Here is a 19,745-nt window from a genome sequence, read left to right as displayed (position 1 = left end):
TCCGCGTCACTGACCAGGCGCTCGACGGCCAGATGGTGACCTACAACGGACAGGTCGCTGTCGAGGACGGCACCATCAACGTGAGTGGTGTCGCCCCCGGTGCCGAAGAAGTCGTGGTCGTCTTCGTCGGCGACCGCGGTAGCGTCATCGTCAACCGCGACACCGTCGACGACGACGACGTCTTCGACAACGAAGACAGCGTGCTGTCGGACGCAGACGGTCTCATCGAAGAGGGCAACGTGCGTGGCTTCATCATCAGCCCCGCCCGTGACAACGTCTTCGGTGGCGAGACCCAGCGCTCCGTCGGCGAGTTCACGACCTTCCTGAACGACCTCGAAGAGCGTGGTCTGACGCAGGACCAGGCGATCGAGCTCATCCGACAGGCGTCCATCGAGGACGAAGGGAGCGACGACCTCCTCGTCGAGACCGAGTTCGAGTTCACGGACGCCGACACGGTCATCCGCAACGTCTACGCAGAGGGCGCGGGCGACAACGTCAGCGGTGTCCAGCCGGTCGGACTGGGTGAGACGATGGCGATCGAGGGCGTGACGAATCTCCGCCCCGACGACAACACCATCGTCCTCGAGATGATCCGCGGCCCGACCGCCGAGAGCTTCGACGTCGGCGTCGCCGATGACTGGGGCACCGACGGCATGTGGTCGACGAGCATCGCAGTGCCCTCGGACGCAGAACCCGGCACCTACACGCTCCGCGCCGACGACGGTGAGACCATCACCACCGAGACGATCGAGATCGTCGAACAGCGCGAAGAGGAGACCGAAACGCCTGGCGAAGAAACGCCCGAAGAGACGACCGAAACTGCGACGGAGACGGCCCAGCCGACGACGGAAGAGCCGACGCCGACGCCCGAGCCGTCTCCGGAGCCCACGACGACCGAGACCGAGTCGCCCGGCTTCGGACTCGTCGTCGCCATCTTCGCACTGCTCGCAGCGGCCCTGCTGGCGGCTCGTCGCCGCTGAGCGACGCCGCTCGGTTCCGTTTTTTCCGCGAAATCAGACCGTGTCCTTCTGACTGGCGAACGTATTTGTTGGTTGCTGGCTATCTAGTACGATAACCCCGTCCGACAGCGACGACGTCCACCGCGAGACTGTGTGGTCCCTGCGCCGAACCGGCCGCCGGTCGTCACAGCGTATCGAGACGAGGAACCTACACTATGAGAGAGACACGTCAAAGCAGAGCAGTGCTACTCACGCTCCTTCTCGTCGGAGCGACAGCCGGAGGACCCGTTTCGCTCGCCACGGCGGCAAGCGTCTCCCCGTTTGCCGCACAGACGGACTCCCAAGACGGCTTCTCGGCGTCGGTCGAGACGTACAACGGGCAGATCGCCGTCGAGGACGGCGTCATCAGGGTATCGGGATCGTCGTCGGGCGGTGACGTCGTCGTCGTCTTCATCGGAAGCCGCGGAACCGTCGTCACCTCGGCGCTTCCGGTCACTGGTGACCAGTTCTCTGCGACGATCGACGTCGGCGAGATCGAAGAAGGGTTCGTCGACGGCGTCGTGCTCTCGTCGGGGAGCGACGAGACGTTCGGCACGCCGGGCGACGGGCCGGACTCCGCCGACGACCTCGTCGACTACGCGAACGACCTGGGTGACCGCGACCTCACCCAGGACCAGGTGCGGGAGGTCCTGCTCGAAACGACGGCGAACGGCGACGGATCGGACGACGTCGTCGTCGAGACCCCGTTCGTCCTGACGGAGGGCGACGTCCGCATCACCGACGTCGTCCCGGCGAGTGACCGACAGGCGTCGGGTGTTCAACCGATTCCGGCCGGCGAGACGGTGGTCGTCCGCGGCGTGACGAACCGTCGCCCGAGCGGCCTGCTGATCGAGGTGATAGGAGAGGCTCCCGACGGGGACCAGTTCGACGTCACCACTATCGACGACTGGGAGACCGACGGCGTCTGGGAGGTCGAACTCGCCGTGCCGAGCGACGCACTCCCCGGGACGTACACGGTCGAAGCCGACGACGGTGAACAGTCTGCCCGTGTCGACGTGACGGTCGTCGCGGCCAGTACGCCGAGCACGGCCACGACGACGGCGACGGCAGCGCCGACCACGACCACCGACGCGACGTCGACTGCGTCGGCGACGCCGACGCAGACGACGACCGTCGCCGGATCAGAGCCAGCACCAACAGCTGAACCGACTCCCGAACCGACCACGACCGAGACGCAGTCGCCCGGCCTCGGCCTGCTCGTCGCACTCGGTGCGCTCGCCGTGGCTGCGCTCACGCTCGTCGGTCTGCGCGAGAAGCGAACGTAGTTCCGGGTCGCACCGCACCCCGCTCAGTTCCGGAGCGCGACGCCGAACAGCACCACCGCGACCACGAGCACGACGAACGAGGGGAACGAGAGCTCCGTGGTCCCGACGTCGCTGACGAGGAGGCCGGCGATGACGGCGACGCCGCCGACGAGGAGGCTGGCCGCCAGATGCGTCAGTTCGAGGCGCCTCGTCGGTGCGTTCCGCCCGAGTTGCTCGCCGACGGCGACGGCGTTCTCGCCGAGGTCCCACACGAGGAGCGCCGCGACCGCACCGACGAGCAGCGTCGACAGCGGTCCGAGCGCGACGAGACCGCCGAGCAGGACGCTGAAGAAGAGGAGGACGGACCCGACCTTGAGCAGTTGCCGCGAGCGCCGGTCGACGACCGGCACGACGGCGACGGCGACGAGGAACGCGGCGACCGTCCCGACGAGCAGCCACAGTTTGACTCCCATCTGACGCGGTTCGGTGACGGCCAGTCCGAACGCGACCAGGACGACCAGCAGGCCGCCGGCCGTGAGCGTGAGTCCGAGTGTGCGCTTCCCGTCGGTTCGGAGACCTCTGCCGAGTGCGAGTAGGCCGATCCCCACACCTTCGACGAACAGCGTCGCCCACACGATTTCCGAACTGTCGAGTTCGCCGAGGACCGCGACTGCGGCGAGAGCGACCACTCCGAGGAGGACCGCCGCTGTACCGCTGAGGCGGGCCGGACGGTGGTTGACGTGGACGCCCGACGTCGGAGTGCTCACGATCTCACCCCCGGCGTCGACGCCGAGAGCGCCGTCGCCAGCGGCGTCGACGGTCGCCACTCGACGACGGGGATGCCGACCGACCGGAGGTCGGCGATACAGTTCTGGCGGTCGAACGCCGCGAGTCGCTGGCCGACCGTCTCGTCGCTTGTGACGTCTGGGCTGACGACGGTGACGTGGTGGCCGTACACCTCGAGCGTCCGGGCGGCACGGCTGATATCGGGGCCGCACAGCGGCGACAGGAGCAGTACCTGCGTCCCCGCGTCGATGCGGCCGAGCAACTGGTCGACCTGCTCGTCCAGCGGCGGTTCGTCCGCCGAGTCGTGCGGCGTCGCGCCGAACGACTCGTGGCTCAGGAGGTATCGTCGCGCCCGGACTCGGTGTTGTGGCCCCCGTCCCGGGGGGAACCAACAGGAGTCACAGCCGAACGCCGCGAGGCCCACGTCGTTGTGGGCGTCGAGCAGTCCCTCCAACAGGTCCTCGGCCGCGGCGACGCTGTAGGCGACGCCGTGGGGTTTCTCCGGCGGTGCGCGGTACGCGACCGCCCGCGCGTCGACGAGGAGCACGATGCGGGCCGCCTGTTCGACCCGATACTCGATGGTGGTCTCCTCCCGCGTCCGGGCGTACCGCTTCCAGTCGAACTGCGAGAGCGGGTCGCCGTGGCGGTACTCGCGACTGCTGTGGAACTCGATACCGGGTCCCCCCCGCTGGGTGGCGATCCTCCCGATACAGTCGATGGTGTGTCGTCGGAGGTGGGCGTCAGCCGGGAGCGCCCGACAGGTGAGTTCGCTCTCCTCGAGGACGCTCGTCTCGACTTCGTACGCGCCGCTGGGGTCCCGCGCGACGACGGTCATCGGTTCGAACGCGTGCGTCCCGTGGGTCGCCTCGACGCTGTAGCTGAACCGTACCGTCTCACCCGGTCTGAGCGCCGTCCCGTACCGGGCGGAGCCGTCCGTGACCGTCAGCGTGGCCGGAACGCCGTCGACGACCCGCAGGTCGAAGAGCGGTTTCGCGCCGACGTTCGTGAGACTGACCGTCACCTCGACGTCCTCGCCGAACCCGGGCGTCGGGTCGTCGAGTCGGCGGTCCAGTTCGAGCTCGGGCGTCGGCGGCGAGAGCACTCGCGGGTACACCGCGAAGACGACGCCGACGACACCCAAGAGGAGCAAGGAGGGGCGGGCGGCGAGCAGCCCGACAGTACCGGCGAGCAAGGCGAGTCCACTGACACCTCGCCAGCGGTTCGTCTCGTGGTCCGTCATCTGTCACCACCTGACGGCGCACTCACGCGCTCGGTCAGTTCGGCGTGCTCGCTCCGTCTCCCGTTCTCGTCCGCACTCGTCTCCGCGAACGTGAGCAGTGCCTCGGCCGTACAGCAGGCCTGCTGGCGGAACCACGGATCGCCGCGGAGGAGCGACGCGAGTTCGGTCGTCAGCGACGGCGTCGGCGGGTCGTCCTCGCGGAGAAACGCCGCGGCGTCGTCGTCGGTGGTCCAGTCGCCCCGTTCGAGGTGGGCGAGCGCCTCCGCCCGACTGCAGTGGCCGACCCGACAGAGGGTTCTGACCGCGACGTCACGCAGGTCCGTGTGGAGTTGTCGTCGGACTGTGCGCCCGACGAGCGGGACGTGGAGCCGCGGGTTCGACAGCGTCTCGTCGAACTCGTCGCCGAGCGGACGCACCGTCACCGGTCGTTCCGGGTCGGGCATGGTCGCCTGTTCGATGTTCGACGCTCGTCCCGCGTAGAACCGCCCGAACGCGGCGACGAGTCCGACGGCTGCGACGCCTGCGACGACCAAATAGTCGTTGCCGGCGGCTGCGACGACGCCGTCCAGTGCGCCGGTCGGAACCGTCGACGTCAGCGCCACGCCGAGGGCGAGCAGACCGATGGTTCCGACGGTGATTCGCGTGAGTGTTCGTCGTTGCATGGTTACGACTCCTGTCCGCGTTGGCGTTGCTGGTGTCGTTCACGGATGTGCTCGGCGGCGGCACGCGCCTGTGCGACGAGGTCCTCGGTCACGGGGTGGCCACCGTAGCGGACGGACTGGAACGCCTCGGTGACGGTTCGGACCGCCTCGGGGTCGTAGCCGGCGTCGACGGCCCGTGCGGCACACTCGTCGGGCGTCTTCGAGCGCTCGCCGTCGAGACCCAGACAGCAGACCATCTCGTACCACGCACGAGCGACCTCGTTCGAACACTCCGACCGCGTCGACGCGTCCAGGTCCGCGTCCGTCTCCGTCTCCTCGCCGGTACCGGCGAGTCCGAGTCGCGCGAGCAGCGTCTCGAACAGTTCGCGGAGTCGGTCGCGGTTCCGGCCGGCGAGGACACCGGTCACGACGGCACCGACCACACCGAGCAAGAGCAGTGCTATCTGGAGGAGATGCCGAAGCAGCCACTGTAACCAGTCTATCTCGGACGTCGTGCCGGTCTGCGTGTCGCTCTCTCCGCCCGATTGGATCGTGGCCTCGCCCGAACCGGCTTGCTCCTGTTCGACTTGCTGGCCCGACTCTCCGCTCCCGGAGCGTCGTTGCACTCTGTCACCCGTCTCGGTGGTAGGTTCGACCACCTCCTGTTTCAGTTCGCCGAACTGGTCGGAGCCGATCGGGAGCAGATTCGTGTCGAGGTTGATGACGTCGTTAGGGTCGGTTGTGACCGCCGAGTCCATCGCCGCGGCGCTCACGCCGAAGGCGAACACCAGCGCGACGGCGAGGCCGACGTCGGCCAGACGTTCCCATCTCATCTACTCACGCCCTCCGTGGTTCACAGGTCATGTCGGGTCTCCGCCGTTATAAGTAGTGTCTATCAACTATCGTCCTAACAGGTTGTTTCCCCGGTTACTGTCGCCTCCGGGCCGCGAGCAGTGCGGCACCGAGCAGTGCGACGACCGTGGCGACGACGCCGAACCCGGGCGAGGCCGCGCCCGACTCGCCGCCGGTGGTGGCGGTGTCGTCACCACTGCTGTCGCGATCTCCGACGGTCGAGTCGGTCGTCGTGGGTTCGGGCGTCGGTTCGGGCGTCGAGTCGGCTGTTGACTCCGTCGTCTGCTCGGACGTCGAGCCGTCGGTGGGTTCGGCTGTCGTCTCTCCCGGATCGCCCTCGATCTGCTGAACGACGACGCCGGACGTGTCGCCGATCACCGCGTCGTTCCAGATGACCGACGCGGTCACGTTCGTCCCGATGGGGACGCCGGTGAGATCGAACGACGTACTGAACGTGCCGTCGTCACTCACGGTGACCGTCTTCGTCGCCGGGAGCGCGTCGGTGCCGGAGCTGTTGAGTTCCACCGTCAGCTGACTTCCGGGTGCTGCGGTCGTCGTCCCTCGGAGGGTAGTGCTCGCGGTCCGCGAGAACTTGCCGTCGGTCTCGATGGTGGCTCGACGGTCGACGATGGCAAACGTCTCGGAGACCGTCTCGCGTTTCGTCTCGTCGGGGTTGTCGTCGGACAGCAGTGCGTTCGTCTCGTTGAGTTCGAACGTCGCCCGGTAGACCGTGTCGGGCTCGAACGCGTCGGTGTGGGTGTTCACGAGGAGGAACATCGTGTCGTTGGCGCTGTCGACGGCGAGCGTGTTGTCCCGACTCGTCAGGTCGACGTGCCGCATCTCCTCGCTCGTTGCACTCGGGTTCACTTCTTCGATCCAGAGGCGAATACCGCTCTCCTCGCCCATCTCGTCGACGCCAGTGAGGTCGTGGCGGGAGTCCACCTGCCCGTAGATGCCGGAGGCGTCCACCTGGACGACGACGTAGTCGCCGCTAGCGATGCGATCGGTCTCGGTGACGTACGAGCCGAGAGCTTCCAGTCCGACTTCCTCGACGAACTGTTCGCGCGTGTCGAACGCGAGTGGGTCGTACGGAGCGGTCCAGATCCGCATCCGATCGACGCTGCCCTCTTCGAGCGTCACCGTCATCGTGTCCTGCTCCTCGGCGAGCGCGTCGCCGTCCTCGCCGAGTTCGACGCCGACGGCGACGTCGTAGCTCCCGGTCGGCAGCGGTTCGGCGCTCGCCTCCGACGGTGTGGTGACGTCGACGACGCTGTACTCGTCGCCGGCGGCCGCACTCGCCTCCGTCAGCCCGACGCCGGCCGTGACGTCGTTGACGCGGGCGTAGTGGGTGTTGAGTTCGAGGCCGACGTGGCCGTCCTCGTCGCCGTCGACGACCTCGACGAGGACACCGTACTCGCCCTCGTACGTCACCGAGACGTAGGCGGTCGTGGTGTTGTTCAACGCGACGTCGATGGGGACGACGTCGCCGCGGTGTTCGGTGAGACTGTCCGCCGGCAGCGTGGCGTTCCCGTGTTCCTCCGCGGCGACGACACCGCTGAACGCGATGGACCCCCCGACGACCGAGAGGACGAGGAGTACGGTGAGGCCGACTGCCCGGGTAGTTTGGTGTGGTGTTGTCATGTGTGCCTCTATCGTCCTCCCGAGTCCGTGCCAACCGACTCCTGCGCCGACTGTGTGGTCATGTCTCGCACACGATTCGCGACGGAGGCGATTCGGGAGGTCTGTCCACTCGCAAACCTGTCCCTGTGTTATAAGTACTTTTTGTAAGTCTCTGTGAGTATTATGACTAGTTAACACGTATGTTGGACGTCTCTGTACAGTCTTGTTGGTTTATATACATCACGTGTATGGAGGCGTTCGAGCGTTCGACGTCCGATCCCGAGACAGTCGCCTCAGACGTTCTTTCGAGCGGACAGTCCCCAGCAATAGTTTTGCCCTTGTGTGCGAAACTGTACCTTGCTATGTCGTCAGTTACTGAGACTGCAGTAGAGACGGGTGTCGAAGGGAGAGCGTGGCAGGCCGGCGTCGTCGGCGGTCTGTTCGGGGGTGCGCTGATGGGTGTCCTGCTCTCGGTGCTGATGACCCCCGTCATCCAGAGCGCGATTCCGGCGCTGTGGGGACTCTCCGGCGGCGTCGCCGGGTGGGTCATCCACATGTCCAACTCGGCGGTACTCGGCGTCGCCTTCGCGGCGCTCGCGAAGGCGCTCCCGCAGTACTCGTCGTCGATCGGACGGAGTACCGCACTGGGTGCGGTCTACGGCGTCGTGCTGTGGGTCGTGCTGGCGGCGCTCGTGATGCCCGTGTGGCTCGGCGCGGTCGGGTTCGCGGGCGCACCGGCGCTGCCGAACTTCAACCCGATGAGTCTCGTCGCACATCTGGTGTACGGTATCGCGCTCGGCGCGGCCTACCCCCTCGTCCTCAACCGCTGAGGCGTCCGCCCGCGGGTGGGAGACACGGACGTGAGACCTCTTTTGTTATCGGTGTGTCGGACGCGACCGAACTATCGAGAAAACAGTCCGTTTTCGTCCGTGTAGTCGGCCGTCCGCCCGCGTAAACCTCACCGAAAACCCGAGTGTTCTCGGACCGCCGACGCCTCCCGTGACGGACGGAAGGGTAGTCACAGCCAAACCGGGAGACGGGAGGCGAGACGCGTCCGTCGAATCGAGACAGTTTACTCGATTTTGTCGCCGTCGACGGCGTCGGCCGGGAGACGTGAACTCGTCGAAAGGATACTCCGACTATTTATCTGCAGCACGTTGTCAGTAGAGGTACGCTCGGGTCCCCGTATCGAGCAGTCGGTACACCCGTCTTCCGACGTATGCCCGCAGCGATAGGTGCAAACAACTGAGCGCCGATTCGGAGGAGTTAACGATGGCAGCAACACAGGAGAGTCTCGAAGCGATCCGAGAGAACGACGTGAGCGTGGCGACCGCTACGCCCACGTCAGTACAGCAACCCGACGTACCGACCACGGCGACGCCCGACGACCCGGTCGTGACGCTCGTCATGCCGACGATGAACGAGGCCGACGGCATCGCCGACTGCATCGCGAATGCGACCGCGGCGTTCGAGGCGCTCGGCGTCCCGGGCGAGATCCTCGTCAGCGACAGCTCGACTGACGCGACGCCGGAGATCGCCCGCGCGCTCGGTGCGCGGGTCGTCACCCCCGACCGTCGGGGCTACGGCTACGCCTACCGCTACGCGTTCCGGCACGCCCGCGGCGAGTACATCGTCATCGGCGACGCCGACACGACCTACGACTTCACGGAGATTCCGCGGCTCCTCGACGCGCTCCAGCGCGAGGACGCCGACATGGTGCTCGGCAGTCGGTTCGCGGGACGGATCCTCCCCGGTGCGATGCCGCCGCTCCACCAGTACCTCGGTAACCCGGGGCTGACGGCCGTGTTGAACCTGCTCTACCGGAGCGACGTCTCCGACGCCCACAGCGGGTTTCGCATCCTCACCCGCGACGCACTCGAGAGGCTCGACCTCCGCTCGGAGGGGATGGAGTTCGCCAGCGAGATGATCATGGAGGCGACGGCGAAAGGGCTCCACATCGTCGAGGTGCCCATCACCTACCACGTCCGCAAGGGCGAGGCGACGCTCGCGAGTTTCCGCGACGGCTGGCGACACGTGAAGTTCATGCTGGTCAACGCGCCCGGCGCGCTCTTTGCGACCCCCGGATCCGCCTGTGTGGCCCTCGGCGTCCTCTTGCTCGGATTCGGTCTCGCAAGTGTCGCCGCCCCGCTCGCGACGCTCGCGACCGTGCTCGTGGGCAGTACGCTGTTGCTCGGCGGCGTCCACCTCGTCGGGATGGCGTTCGTCGTCCGGGCCGCCGGACGACCGATCCGAGCGCCGAACGGGTGGGTGATGCAGTGGCTCGGTCGCACGTTCACCGTCGAACGGGGACTCGTCGCCGGCGGGACGCTCGCCGCCGTCGGCCTCGTCCCCACGCTCACGCTCGTGACCGCGCCGACGACGCTGTCGGCGGCGGGACTCGTCGGGTTGACCCTGCTCGCGCTCGGCGGCTACATCGTCTCCGTCTCGCTGTTCGTCGCCGCACTCGAACGGCGCTAGGCCACTCGTCGCGGCTGTACCGTCTCGCCTTCGACTGCTCGTTCGTACCCCGCGAGCGTCCGCTCTGCGACGACGTCCCAGTCGTACGCCGACGCCGCGTCGATACACGCTCTCGCAGAGAGACCTCTCGCCGACTCCAGCGCCGCCGCGAACGCTGCCGGCGAGGAGTCGGCGACGACGCCGGTCGTGCCGTCGTCGACGAGGTCGGCCGCGGCGTTCATCCGTTCGGCGACGGTGACGACGGGCGTCCCGCAGGCCTGCGCCTCCAGCACACTGATGCCGAACCCCTCGCGTCGCGAGGGGAGCGCGAACACGTCGGCAGCTTTCATCAGCCCGTAGACGTCCTCGATCTCTGGGAGGAACCCGCTCAGTTCGATCTGTTCCTCGAGGCCGAGCGTTGCGACGAGTCGTTCGATCCGCCCTCGCTCGGGGCCGTCGCCGACGATGCGACACCGGACGTCGGGATCGTCGGCCGCGAGGCGGGCGACCGCCCGAACCAGCAGCGCGACGTTCTTCTCCGGGATGAGTCGCCCCGCGTACACCACGTCGTAGCGGTCGCTCGCGGGCGGTACCGCCCGGATCGCGTCGAGGTCGATCCCGTTCGGGACGAGATCGACGGGGTCACCGGTGAGCGCGGCGACGCGTCGCCGGGTGAGCGGTGAGACGGCGACGTGGGCGTCAGCGAGCGCGCCGACGCCTCGCTCGGCGAGTTTCCCGGCGGTGCCGGCGACGCCGAGGTACTCGTCCCAGTAGTCTCCCCACACCTCGTGCCAGGTGACGACGAGCGGCGTCCCGTGGCGGAGCGTCGCGAGTTTACAGGGGAGGGCGGGCAAGTACGGGAACTCCTGGAAGTCGACGACGTCGAACCGTTCGGCGGCCAGCGGCCGTGCGAGGTGGCACGTGAACGACAGCGCCTGCCGGACCGACCGACGGCCGTCGTCGACGTACAGCGGCGTTGGCGGGGCAACTCCGTGGAGCGTGACGCCGTCGCGTTCGACGACGGCCGGCCCGTCCCACGAGTGGGTTCCGAACCAGTGGACGTCGTGTTCGTCCCCGAGTCGCTGCCCGAGCTCGGCTACCCGTCGCTGGATGCCACCCGTGACCCACGGGTGGACTGCGTCGTAGACGTAGGCGATGCGCATCTTCCCTCCACCTACGTCGGCGACGCCCATAACCCGTTGGCTCGCCCACAAGTTTATGCAGTTCTCACACGTCGTAACGGAAGAGAACGGTCCGCAATGTCAGACACTTCCCTTCGAGCCACCGCGTCAGAGACGGTCAGCGTCGACGGTACGAACACCGGCCCCCAGTTCCCCACCGTCGACGGCCACGTCCTCCTCGTCGGCGGCTACGGTGCCGGCAACCTCGGCGACGAGGCGATCCTCCGCGGGTTGCTGTCGGCGCTCCCGCCGACGGTGACGACGCTCACCGTCGTCTCCCACGACCCCGAGGCGACCGTCGCGGACCACGCGACCGAACCCCCGGCGGGAGTCGACCTCCGAGCGGTCCGCCCGACACCGACGAGACTCCTCCGTCACCTGCTCGCCGTCGACGCCGTCGTGATCGGCGGCGGCGGCATCTTCTCGCGGTACATGGGTCCCTACGCGACGAAACTCCCGCTTTTCGCCCTCGCGGCGCTCGCGCTCGGGAGACCGGTCCACTGGACCGCAGTCGGCGTCTACGACTCGACGCCGGAGCGGGTCGTCCGCCCGCTCGTCGCCGCCCTGCGACGCTCGGACTCGGTCACCGTCCGCGACCCGGCGAGTCTCGACACGCTGACGCGCTGGGGGGTCTCGGACGTCCGCCTCGTGGACGATCCGGCGACGTGGCTGTCGGCGTCGCCCGCCCACGGTCGAGCGATACTCGCCGACGCCGGAGTCGATCCGGACCGGCCCGTCCTCGCGATCGCGGCCCGCCGCGTCGCCGATCCGGCGGCGACCGACCGCCTGTTCGACGCCTACCGTGCGGTCGCCGAGACGTACGCCGACCGCGGTTGGCAACTCGTCTACCTCCCGTTCTGTCGACATCCTACGGAACCGGTCGAGCGCGACCAGCGGGTCTGCGTCGCCCTCGCCGCCCGGTGCAGCGGGACGGTGCTGCCGGTCGCGACGGCGTCCGACCTGCTCGACGTCGTCGCCGCCTGCGACGCGCTCGTCGCGACGCGACTACACGCGATGTTGTTCGCCCACGTCGCCGAGACGCCGTTCGTCGCGGTCTCCTACGCCACCAAAGTACAGTCGTTACTCGACGCGCTCGGGCACGCCGACCGCGGCGTCTCGCTCGCCGACGTCAGTGGTCCGACGCTGCTCGACGGTCTCGACCGGGTGACTACTCGTCCCGGCCGGACGGCCGGACAGATCGGGACCGAGGCGGAGGGCGACGCCCTGTGACGACCCGCCACCGCCTCTCGGTCGTCGCTCGGGTCGTCGTCACCGTCACCCTGCTCGCGGTCGTCGTCCGGTCGCTCGACGTAGCGACGCTCGTCGACACCGCCGGTCGCTTCCGCCCGTCGTGGGTCGTCGTGGCGCTGGCGCTGCAGTTCCTCGGCGTCGCCGCGAGCACGCTCGCCTGGCGGTCGTTGCTCGCGCCGTTCGAGGGGCGGAAACGGGGGTTCGGGTCGCTCTTCCGGCTCTATCTCGTCAGCCGCTTCTTCACGCTCGTCGGCCCGGGGACCGTCGTCGGCGACGCCACTCGGGTCTACCAGACCCAGCGCGAGGCGGAGACGCGGCGCGACGCGCTGGCGACGCCGACCGCGGCGGTCGTCGCCGAGAAGGCGCTGTACGCGGGCGCGCTCGTCGCCGTCGCGTCGGTCGCGAGTCTCGCCGTCGACCTCCCGGCGTCCGCACTGGAAGGGCTTCGACTCGCCGGCGCGGTGCTCCTGGTCGGGGCGATCGGGGCGTTCGCCGGCGCGGTCGTCGTCGACCGCGTGCCGACCTCGGGAGTCACGACCGCCGGACGGGCGGTCGTCTCCGGTTACGTCGACCGGCCGGGATCGTTCGTCGCCGCCGCCGCGGCGAGTCTCGGCACCGTCGCCGCCACCGTCCTCTCGACGTGGGCGCTCGTCGTCGCGCTCGACCTGACCGTCCCGGTCGCCTACCTCTGGGCGACGGTGCCGCTCGTCGCGGTGCTGGTGGCGCTCCCCATCTCCGTGCAGGGACTCGGCGTCCGCGAGGGCGCCTACGTCTTCCTCCTCGGCTACGTCGGCGTCCCGCCCGAGGCGGCGCTCGCGATCAGCGTGACCAACTTCGGGCTCTCGCTGGTCGTCGCCGCCGTCGGCGCAACGCTCTATCTCTCCGGTCGACGGGAGGTGACGGCGGCGTGAACGGCCCGATACTGTCGAACCGGCTGTTCTCTCGCCTGTTCGGACGGACCGCGACGTCCGGCGACTACCGGACGATCGCCGCGCTCGCTGCGGTGACGCTCCTCAACGCGGTGCTCGTCGGCAGTCGACTGTTCGCGTCGACGTTCCCGCCGAACGACTCGAAACACTGGCTGCTGCGGGCGCGCTACTACGCGGGGCTGCAGATGCCGGCGTCGGAACTGCCGGGGCAGTTCGCCACCCACCCGGTGTCGATTCTCCTCTTGGCGCTCGTGCTCGTCGTCGTCGGCGCACCCATCCTCGCGGCCAAACTGTGGACGCTCGGCGCGTATCTCGGCGCGACGGCGGCGGTTTACGTCACCGCGCGGGAACTGTTCTCCCGGCGCGTCGCGCTCGCGTCGTACGTAGCCGTGAGCTTCGGCCAGTACCTCTACTTCGATCTCATCTCGTGGGGCGGCATCCCGAACCTCGTCGCCGTCGGCCTGCTCACGCTCGCCGTCGGCGCGCTCGCCCGCGCCCGCCGGACCGAAGCGCGGCGCGACCGGGTCGCCTTCGGCGTCGTCGTCGCACTCGGTCTGTTCGCCCACCCGCCGAGTTCGCCCGTCTTCGTCGCGACGCTCGGCTGTGCTGGCCTCGGACTCGCCGTCGCGACGCGCGACCGCGGGGTGCTCACGCGGACGTTCGCCGACGTCGCGATCCCCTCGACGGTGTTCCTACTCTACGTTGCGAGCCTCTGGGACATCTTCGTCACGTACACCGAGAGCACGGGCGGACACAGCATCGCCGTCATCTGGCAGATGCTGCTGCGAAACCCGCCGATGTTCCTCGCGTTCGCCGTCGCCGTCGCGGGGCTGCCGGTCCTCTTTCTTCGGGCGACGCTCGAAGACGAGGCGACGAGACCCACCGACGAGTCACCGGCGATGCGACGACTGGGGCCGCTGGCGGTCGGCGGCCTCTCGTTCGGCTGGTTCGTCGGCGGCATCGTTCTCGCCGGGGTCGTCACCGTGCTCCCCTCGGTTCGGACCGAACTCGCCCGCATCACGTACTATCTCGCCGCGCCGATGGTAGTCGTCTTCGCGGTGTACGTCGACACGCTCGCCAGACTGTTCGTCCAGCGAACTGCGGGGACGGAGTGGGAGCTACGCCTCCCCGGTGTGTCGTCGACGGGTGCGGCGGTGGCGGTGCTGCTCTGTCTCGTCGTCACGCCGGCGTTCGCGGCGTCGCTGTCGTTCTACGACGACGCACGGTCGTACTACGCGATCGACGACCAGGAGTCGGTCTCGGAGGTCGTCCGGTGGGTCGACGGCCAGCAACCGTTCGAGGGGCGCGTCGCCGGCCCGTTCGCCGTCGTCCCGTGGGTGAAGGCGCTGACGGGCCAGGACGGGCTGACGCCGACGCCGGCCTCCGGCTCGTATCGCCCCGAAGAGGCCGCCGAACGCGAGGCGTTCCTCGCGCTCGAGCGGGTGCGGACGGAGGGGGCGACGCCGGAGAACCTCGCGGCCGCCGAGGCGGTCGTCGACGAGTACGACGTCCGCTATCTCGTCGCGCCCAACAACTGGCGCGCCAGTCGGTACGGGTCGCTCGGCGCCCGCGTCTACGAGACCGAGGCGCTGGTCGTCGTCGACTTCGCCGCGCCGCCGGAGCGGCCCGCGCCACCCGCAGCAGACGCGCCGGCGGCCGACCGGGCCGCGACCACGAGCGACCGAGAGGCAGACGGGGAAGCGATCGACTGGGAAGAACTCCGCGCAACCGTGCGGGCGTCGGGAGAGACGTCACGAGAGTCGACCGACACCGACGGAGACGACGAAACGGCCGAAAACGAGTCGTAGCGGCCGTTTTGTTGTGAGGCGGACTCTCCGTTCGTGACCGAACGTGTGCCCGTTACAACAGTACGGTTGTCACGGAACGTCCACCGCAGCAGAACCCCCTGAAGAACGGTCAGTCTCGGAGTCGGAGACGGTCGAGCGGGTCCGAGGCGTTCGAACGGGGACCGTAGTGGAACTCCTTGAAGACGAGCCCCGTCGTTCGATCGACGTACGCGACGACGACACCGTCAGTGTACTCCACCTCAACATACAGCAAGTCGGCGTCGATACGGCGGATCGTGTACCCCGTCCGGTTCTCCCACTCGGCGGGGTAGTTGCTCGCGACGAGTTCGGAGACACCTTCGATGGTCGCCGGTTCGTCGGTCGGGGCGTCGAGATAGTCCGCACGGTAGCGTTCGACGACCGTGCGGTCGTCGACGTGGACGCCGAGCGCGACGCTGTCCCGTGTCGTCTCGACGCCGACCGACGTCCCGTCGACCGTCCCGACCGCCATCGCGGCGACCCGCGCCCGGACGGGTCCCTGAAGCGCCATCAGGTCAGCGCGGAGCGCCCGCGTGTCGACGCCCGCCGCCGAGAGGTCGTCGAGACGGGCGACGGCGGCGTCGCGCCGGCTCTCCAGTCGACGTGCCGAAGCGTCGACGGCGGCGAGCTCGAAGACGAGATCTCTCGTCGTCGCGTTGCGGCGGGCGTGCTGTTCGAGGACCTCTGTCTGTCGAGTCTCGAGGCGGTTGGTCGCGCGTCGTATCGCGCGTAGTTCGACCGCCAGTACGGCCGTCTCGTTCTCTGCGGTGGTGGCGGCGAGTCGTTCTCTGTGGGCCAGCGTGGCGAGTCGGTCGTCGAGTTCGTTCGCTCGAAGCGACAGCCCGACCGCTGCGTTCGGTCCGACGGCGATCGCGTTTGTCCGAGTGACGTTCGTCGTCGACGGGTCGGACACCACGGGACGGTCGATCCGCTCGGTCGGCGAGGCCGCGACACCGGCGTCGGCGACCCCGCTCACGAGCGTGATCAAGACGACCGCCACGACGGCTAGCTGCTGACTCCCGACGTTCATGAGTGGAGTGTCTGCTGGCGACGGAGTTCACTCTCCTCTCAGACGATCTGATTGCTGAGAGACGAACCCCTCGCCGAGATTCAACTAGCAGGGACGTGCGCCGTGAGAATAAACCTATGTTGAGGTGGTGTCGTCGGCGCAGTACCGCCGCTCTCCTCGCCTCGTCGTCGCGTCTCGTCGCCGACGCCGCTCACGGGCGACTCTCGCCCTGGTCGACCGTCTGGTACGACACGAAGACGAGATGGAGGTGTTCCCCGTCGCGTGTCCGGACGACGTACGCCTCCGCAGACCGGATGACCAGCTCGAACTCGCCGCGGTCGAGCGCGAGTTGGAGCAGCAGGTCGGACCACTCGCGGCCGTCCGGAGCGACCCAGCGACCGCGATTCGCAGCATTCATCTCTCGTACCGAGATCGTGTCGGCAGCGGCATATACTTTCTATCCGGGCGCGACGAGCGGTCCGTCCGACGACGACCCCCCGAGAAATCTCCTGTTTGTTCCCCGCCAACGATTTATTCCCTGAGAGTCTATCACACGATGAGAGGACGATCAAACGTCCGTCGTCGTCCGGCGACGGAGAGAGCCCGCGAATGAACACCAACGAGACGACAGTAGTGCCCTCAGAACCAGTCTTAACCGAGAACGACGTCTACCGGCTCATCGGGAACAGCCGGCGTCGAGCCGTCATAAACATCCTGTTGTCCGAGAACGAATCGGTGATGTTGAGCGAACTCGCCCGCCAGACCGCCGCGGTGACGAGCGAACGCGAGGACACCGACCCCAGCGACATCTACAAGAGCGTCTACGTCTCGCTGCAGCAGAACCACTTGCCGAAACTCGACGAACGGGGTGTCGTCGAGTACGACGCCGACGCCGGTACCGTCGCCCCCGGTCCGGAGTTGTACCGGTTCGGTCCGTACGTCCAACAACAGCCCTCTGACGCACCGCTCGACCGTCTCCGTCACCTCGACCCGAGGGTCGTCGTCGTGCTCGTCACCATCGGCGTCGTGCTGGGGTTCCTGCTCGCGCTGGTCGCCGGCGTCGCGGCCTGACCGGGAGAAAGTATTTGCTCGCAGCAGAGGTCTTACCACACGCTGAACGTCCCCGTCGGACGACCGTTCGAATCCGATGGCACCGACACACGTAGTTTCGGCATCGTACCGCAACCGTGGCAGCGCCGTGGTTTCGGTCGTCACAGGCGAGTGTCTGCAAGTACGGGTACGTGGCACGACTGAATCCCCGTCGTGCCCCGATCCGAGAGCGACAACGCCAGTCGGACGCCGACGCCGACACTGCCGCTCTTCACCACCCTCATGAACCCCTCACACACGGTCTTCGTTCTCGTCGTCGTCCTCCTCCTCGGAACTGTCGGTTTCGAATACGGGCTCGTTCCGACGACAGCCGACAGTGCGGACGTCTCGGTCTCGACGCCCCCGGACAGTCGCTCGACACTCCCCGACGACGAGTCGACGCCTACCGACCGTCTCACGACGTCCGTCGAGGACGACTCGACGGCCCCCGATAGCCTCGAACCCACTACCACGCCGTCGAAGTCGGTCGAATCCGTCGCGCTCGATGCGCCGTCTGCCGAGTCGCCCACTGCTCGACCCGACGCCGAGACGGACCCGAACGTCCGGCTGCGCGTCGGTCGCATCGCGGCCTGCGGATCGACGTGCCGCGACGTGACTGCCCACCTCCACAACGACGGGTCGACCGCACTGACGAACGTCGACGTGTCCACGACGGTGTACACGGGCGACGAGGTCGTGTGGGCCGACACCGACCGCGTCGGTCGGATCGACGCCGGCGATCGCTACACGACGACGAAGCGCATGCAGGTCGGGTACGGAGAGATCCTCCAGATCCGCTCGAACGACGGTGCGATCAGGGTCGAGACGGTCGTCGAGTCCGACGAGGGGTCGACGGTCGTTTCCGAGGAGAGACGCGTCTTCTGAACGCTTTTTTACCACTGCCGAACCCACGACGGGAGATCGATTCCGGCGGGCCAGTCGGTCGTCCTTCCCGTCTCGCCGGGCTGCTCGCTCGCGGTGTCGATGGCGACGCGATCGGCGCTGCGGACGTCGACCGCGAGATCGCAGTCGAACGAGTCGTCGTACCGGCGGTGCCAGTCGGGAGAGATGCGGTCGCCGTGCCAGTCGGTGAGCGTGATGCCGTCGAACGTCGTCCCGCCGGGGAGAAAGCCGCAGTTCTTCGGGTCGTAGGGGCGGTTGGCCTCCAGCGTGAGATACGCGTATCTGAACCGCTGGTCGAGTCGATGCGAGCGGCTGACCGCCACGTCGCCGGTCGTCCGGTTCCGCATCTCGAGATACCACCGACCGGGCAGCGAGTCCGGACGCTGGATGACCGCGCGGAGTCGGTCACCCGGCGAGACCGGGACCAGTTCCGAGTGTTCGAACCCGTGGCTCGACGATCCGCTCCAGGTGCCGATCTCCCAGCGGCCGGAGCCGCCCCAGTTCCACGCCAGCACGGGCTGGAGGATGTAGCCGTCGGCGTCGTCGCTGTCGTCGCTGTAGCTCTGGAACGCCGGGAAGTAGAAGAAGACGACCCGCTCGTCGTGAACTGGGGGGACGCAGGGGACGCGCAGCGTCGACTCGTAGCGCCCGAACCCCTCTCGGTGTTTCGCCCACCCGAAAGCCAGCCAGTGGTTGCCGCCCTCGTCGCTCGCGTCGACGCCGTCGGACTGCAGGTCTGCCTGGGTAGACGAACAGTCGCCACAGCAGTCGCCGCCGACCGACTCGGATCGATCGGTCCGGCCGGTCCGGTCGGTGCTGACCGTCCGGAGCGCCCCCGACCCCACGACTGCGAGTCCGGCCGCGGCACCCGCCGAGAGGAGCGACCGTCGACTGACGCGCCGATCCGTCATCTACTGGCGGTCACCTCCTCGAATCCGCCGGGCGTGGGAGGGGTTAACAACCGGTTTCTCCTGGTGTCACCGGCCCGCCCGTCCGCCCCCGTTCGACGATCGTGAGACATGGTCGGCGGTTCTGCGGTCAGCAGTAAATAAATGTTGGCTTAGATATGATATTGTTATTCGGATAGACAGTCTACTCCTCGAGAACGAAACGGTGGGAGCTATGTAACGGTCATTCAGGTTTAACAGACTCCGGAAACGTTCTGTTTCGTCTGTGAGGTCCGTCGATCACCGTCGCTATCGAGTGGAGCTCAGTGACTGCGTCGGTGACGTCAGCGTCACCGTCGCTCGTCCGGTGGCGAGCGACGAGATCGTTCGGGTTTCTTGAGTATTGTGTCGTGTTACCACTACTCTAGGCATCTAGATGCACGTTTCTTGAGGATACGTGTTCCCGGATAAGAGTAAGGGAAGGACGATGGGTGCAAATCAGAACACGGCCGAACGAGGGACAGTGCGGGAGACAGAGGCCGAACCGTCGGAGAAGAACCAGTGTCCGGAGTGCCAGTCGACAGCGCTCGTCCGGAGTCCGGATCGCGGCGAGCTCGTGTGTGACGACTGTGGACTCGTCGTCGACGACAACGTCGTCGACCACGGCCCCGAGTGGCGGGCGTTCGACCACTCGGAGCGACAGTCGAAGTCACGCGTGGGCGCGCCGGTCACGCGGACGATGCACGACAAGGGGCTGACGACGACCATCGACTGGAAGAACCAGGACTCGTCGGGGCACGTTCTCTCCTCG

19 protein-coding genes are annotated in these 19,745 nt (G+C 67.8%); 10 read left to right on the top strand and 9 right to left on the bottom strand.

Translation table 11 applies throughout. From position 1 onward, the window contains the following. Together BSG17_RS25020 and BSG17_RS25015 are read left to right on the top strand one after the other, a co-directional pair. Positions 1 to 980, top strand: a 980-nt coding sequence (locus BSG17_RS25020) for a PGF-CTERM sorting domain-containing protein (RefSeq protein ID WP_139246818.1), incomplete at its 5' end; no start/stop codon positions are given. A gap of 194 nt (positions 981 to 1,174) precedes the next feature. Further along, positions 1,175 to 2,284: a hypothetical protein gene (locus BSG17_RS25015; RefSeq protein ID WP_139246817.1), complete on the top strand. Its 1,110-nt coding sequence runs from the start codon at positions 1,175 to 1,177 to the stop codon at positions 2,282 to 2,284. A 23-nt stretch (positions 2,285 to 2,307) separates the two neighbouring features. On the opposite strand, the gene BSG17_RS25010 is transcribed toward BSG17_RS25015, so the two are convergent. The 5 genes from BSG17_RS25010 to BSG17_RS24990 form a co-directional block, all read right to left on the bottom strand. Next, a complete protein-coding gene (locus BSG17_RS25010; RefSeq protein WP_089828077.1) occupies positions 2,308 to 3,030 on the bottom strand; it encodes a DUF7519 family protein in 723 nt (240 codons plus the stop codon). Beyond that, a complete protein-coding gene (locus BSG17_RS25005; RefSeq protein ID WP_089828076.1) occupies positions 3,027 to 4,289 on the bottom strand; it encodes a DUF58 domain-containing protein in 1,263 nt (420 codons plus the stop codon). The genes BSG17_RS25010 and BSG17_RS25005 overlap by 4 nt, the downstream gene beginning before the upstream one ends. Then, positions 4,286 to 4,951 (bottom strand): DUF7269 family protein, encoded by a 666-nt coding sequence (locus BSG17_RS25000; protein ID WP_089828075.1) that lies wholly within the window; start codon positions 4,949 to 4,951, stop codon positions 4,286 to 4,288. The genes BSG17_RS25005 and BSG17_RS25000 overlap by 4 nt, the downstream gene beginning before the upstream one ends. Positions 4,952 to 4,953: 2 nt before the next feature. Then, complete coding sequence (locus BSG17_RS24995) at positions 4,954 to 5,763, bottom strand: DUF4129 domain-containing protein (RefSeq protein ID WP_089828074.1); 810 nt, start codon at positions 5,761 to 5,763, stop codon at positions 4,954 to 4,956. Between the two features lie 94 nt (positions 5,764 to 5,857). Beyond that, entirely contained in the window at positions 5,858 to 7,423 is a 1,566-nt protein-coding gene (locus BSG17_RS24990; protein WP_089828079.1) for a BGTF surface domain-containing protein, read from the bottom strand. Positions 7,424 to 7,764: 341 nt separating this feature from the next. Between BSG17_RS24990 and BSG17_RS24985 the strand changes: the two genes are divergently transcribed. Together BSG17_RS24985 and BSG17_RS28415 are read left to right on the top strand one after the other, a co-directional pair. After that, positions 7,765 to 8,232 (top strand): DUF6789 family protein, encoded by a 468-nt coding sequence (locus tag BSG17_RS24985; protein ID WP_089828073.1) that lies wholly within the window; start codon positions 7,765 to 7,767, stop codon positions 8,230 to 8,232. Between the two features lie 442 nt (positions 8,233 to 8,674). Further along, positions 8,675 to 9,880, top strand: coding sequence for a glycosyltransferase family 2 protein (locus BSG17_RS28415; RefSeq protein ID WP_089828072.1), 1,206 nt, complete (start codon positions 8,675 to 8,677; stop codon positions 9,878 to 9,880). On the opposite strand, the gene BSG17_RS24975 is transcribed toward BSG17_RS28415, so the two are convergent. Next, a complete protein-coding gene (locus BSG17_RS24975) occupies positions 9,877 to 11,052 on the bottom strand; it encodes a glycosyltransferase family 4 protein (protein ID WP_244531716.1) in 1,176 nt (391 codons plus the stop codon). The genes BSG17_RS28415 and BSG17_RS24975 overlap by 4 nt on opposite strands. Before the next feature lie 66 nt (positions 11,053 to 11,118). On the opposite strand from BSG17_RS24975, the gene BSG17_RS24970 reads away from it, so the two are divergent. Genes BSG17_RS24970 through BSG17_RS24960 form a run of 3 tightly spaced genes read left to right on the top strand, consistent with a single transcriptional unit; the run spans position 11,119 to position 15,028 of the window. Further along, complete coding sequence (locus BSG17_RS24970; protein ID WP_089828070.1) at positions 11,119 to 12,270, top strand: polysaccharide pyruvyl transferase family protein; 1,152 nt, start codon at positions 11,119 to 11,121, stop codon at positions 12,268 to 12,270. Next, positions 12,267 to 13,202, top strand: coding sequence for a lysylphosphatidylglycerol synthase transmembrane domain-containing protein (locus BSG17_RS24965; RefSeq protein ID WP_170864959.1), 936 nt, complete (start codon positions 12,267 to 12,269; stop codon positions 13,200 to 13,202). The genes BSG17_RS24970 and BSG17_RS24965 overlap by 4 nt, the downstream gene beginning before the upstream one ends. Further along, a complete protein-coding gene (locus BSG17_RS24960; protein ID WP_089828068.1) occupies positions 13,199 to 15,028 on the top strand; it encodes a hypothetical protein in 1,830 nt (609 codons plus the stop codon). The genes BSG17_RS24965 and BSG17_RS24960 overlap by 4 nt, the downstream gene beginning before the upstream one ends. A gap of 109 nt (positions 15,029 to 15,137) precedes the next feature. Here the strand turns inward: BSG17_RS24960 and BSG17_RS24955 are convergent, their stop codons facing one another. Beyond that, on the bottom strand, positions 15,138 to 16,076 hold the full coding sequence (locus BSG17_RS24955) for a DUF7094 domain-containing protein (RefSeq protein ID WP_089828067.1): 939 nt from the start codon (positions 16,074 to 16,076) through the stop codon (positions 15,138 to 15,140). 190 nt (positions 16,077 to 16,266) lie between these two features. After that, positions 16,267 to 16,473: a hypothetical protein gene (locus BSG17_RS24950; RefSeq protein ID WP_089828066.1), complete on the bottom strand. Its 207-nt coding sequence runs from the start codon at positions 16,471 to 16,473 to the stop codon at positions 16,267 to 16,269. Between the two features lie 215 nt (positions 16,474 to 16,688). Between BSG17_RS24950 and BSG17_RS24945 the strand changes: the two genes are divergently transcribed. Together BSG17_RS24945 and BSG17_RS24940 are read left to right on the top strand one after the other, a co-directional pair. Continuing rightward, positions 16,689 to 17,126: a DUF7344 domain-containing protein gene (locus BSG17_RS24945; RefSeq protein WP_139246815.1), complete on the top strand. Its 438-nt coding sequence runs from the start codon at positions 16,689 to 16,691 to the stop codon at positions 17,124 to 17,126. Positions 17,127 to 17,318: 192 nt separating this feature from the next. Next, positions 17,319 to 18,029, top strand: coding sequence for a hypothetical protein (locus BSG17_RS24940; protein WP_089828064.1), 711 nt, complete (start codon positions 17,319 to 17,321; stop codon positions 18,027 to 18,029). An 8-nt stretch (positions 18,030 to 18,037) separates the two neighbouring features. Here BSG17_RS24940 and BSG17_RS24935 read toward each other — a convergent pair whose 3' ends face one another. Further along, positions 18,038 to 18,958, bottom strand: coding sequence for a hypothetical protein (locus BSG17_RS24935; protein ID WP_089828063.1), 921 nt, complete (start codon positions 18,956 to 18,958; stop codon positions 18,038 to 18,040). Between the two features lie 463 nt (positions 18,959 to 19,421). Between BSG17_RS24935 and BSG17_RS24930 the strand changes: the two genes are divergently transcribed. Continuing rightward, on the top strand, positions 19,422 to 19,745 hold a 324-nt coding region (locus BSG17_RS24930; protein WP_280141219.1), incomplete at its 3' end, for a TFIIB-type zinc ribbon-containing protein.

This window comes from Halogranum amylolyticum, from assembly GCF_900110465.1.
In the GTDB taxonomy this organism is placed as follows: Archaea; Halobacteriota; Halobacteria; order Halobacteriales; family Haloferacaceae; genus Halogranum; species Halogranum amylolyticum.
Note: the sequence above shows the minus strand (reverse complement) of the source record. Positions and strands in the feature narration are given on the sequence as shown.

Bases quoted from the DNA above. Each gene is read 5' to 3' on its own strand.
- BSG17_RS25015 (WP_139246817.1), top strand. From the start codon at position 1,175: ATGAGAGAGACACGTCAAAGCAGAGCAGTGCTACTCACGCTCCTTCTC.
- BSG17_RS25005 (WP_089828076.1), bottom strand. From the start codon at position 4,289: ATGACGGACCACGAGACGAACCGCTGGCGAGGTGTCAGTGGACTCGCC.
- BSG17_RS25000 (WP_089828075.1), bottom strand. From the start codon at position 4,951: ATGCAACGACGAACACTCACGCGAATCACCGTCGGAACCATCGGTCTG.
- BSG17_RS24995 (WP_089828074.1), bottom strand. From the start codon at position 5,763: ATGAGATGGGAACGTCTGGCCGACGTCGGCCTCGCCGTCGCGCTGGTG.
- BSG17_RS24990 (WP_089828079.1), bottom strand. From the start codon at position 7,423: ATGACAACACCACACCAAACTACCCGGGCAGTCGGCCTCACCGTACTC.
- BSG17_RS24985 (WP_089828073.1), top strand. From the start codon at position 7,765: ATGTCGTCAGTTACTGAGACTGCAGTAGAGACGGGTGTCGAAGGGAGA.
- BSG17_RS28415 (WP_089828072.1), top strand. From the start codon at position 8,675: ATGGCAGCAACACAGGAGAGTCTCGAAGCGATCCGAGAGAACGACGTG.
- BSG17_RS24975 (WP_244531716.1), bottom strand. From the start codon at position 11,052: ATGGGCGTCGCCGACGTAGGTGGAGGGAAGATGCGCATCGCCTACGTC.
- BSG17_RS24970 (WP_089828070.1), top strand. From the start codon at position 11,119: ATGTCAGACACTTCCCTTCGAGCCACCGCGTCAGAGACGGTCAGCGTC.
- BSG17_RS24955 (WP_089828067.1), bottom strand. From the start codon at position 16,076: ATGAACGTCGGGAGTCAGCAGCTAGCCGTCGTGGCGGTCGTCTTGATC.
- BSG17_RS24950 (WP_089828066.1), bottom strand. From the start codon at position 16,473: ATGAATGCTGCGAATCGCGGTCGCTGGGTCGCTCCGGACGGCCGCGAG.
- BSG17_RS24935 (WP_089828063.1), bottom strand. From the start codon at position 18,958: ATGACGGATCGGCGCGTCAGTCGACGGTCGCTCCTCTCGGCGGGTGCC.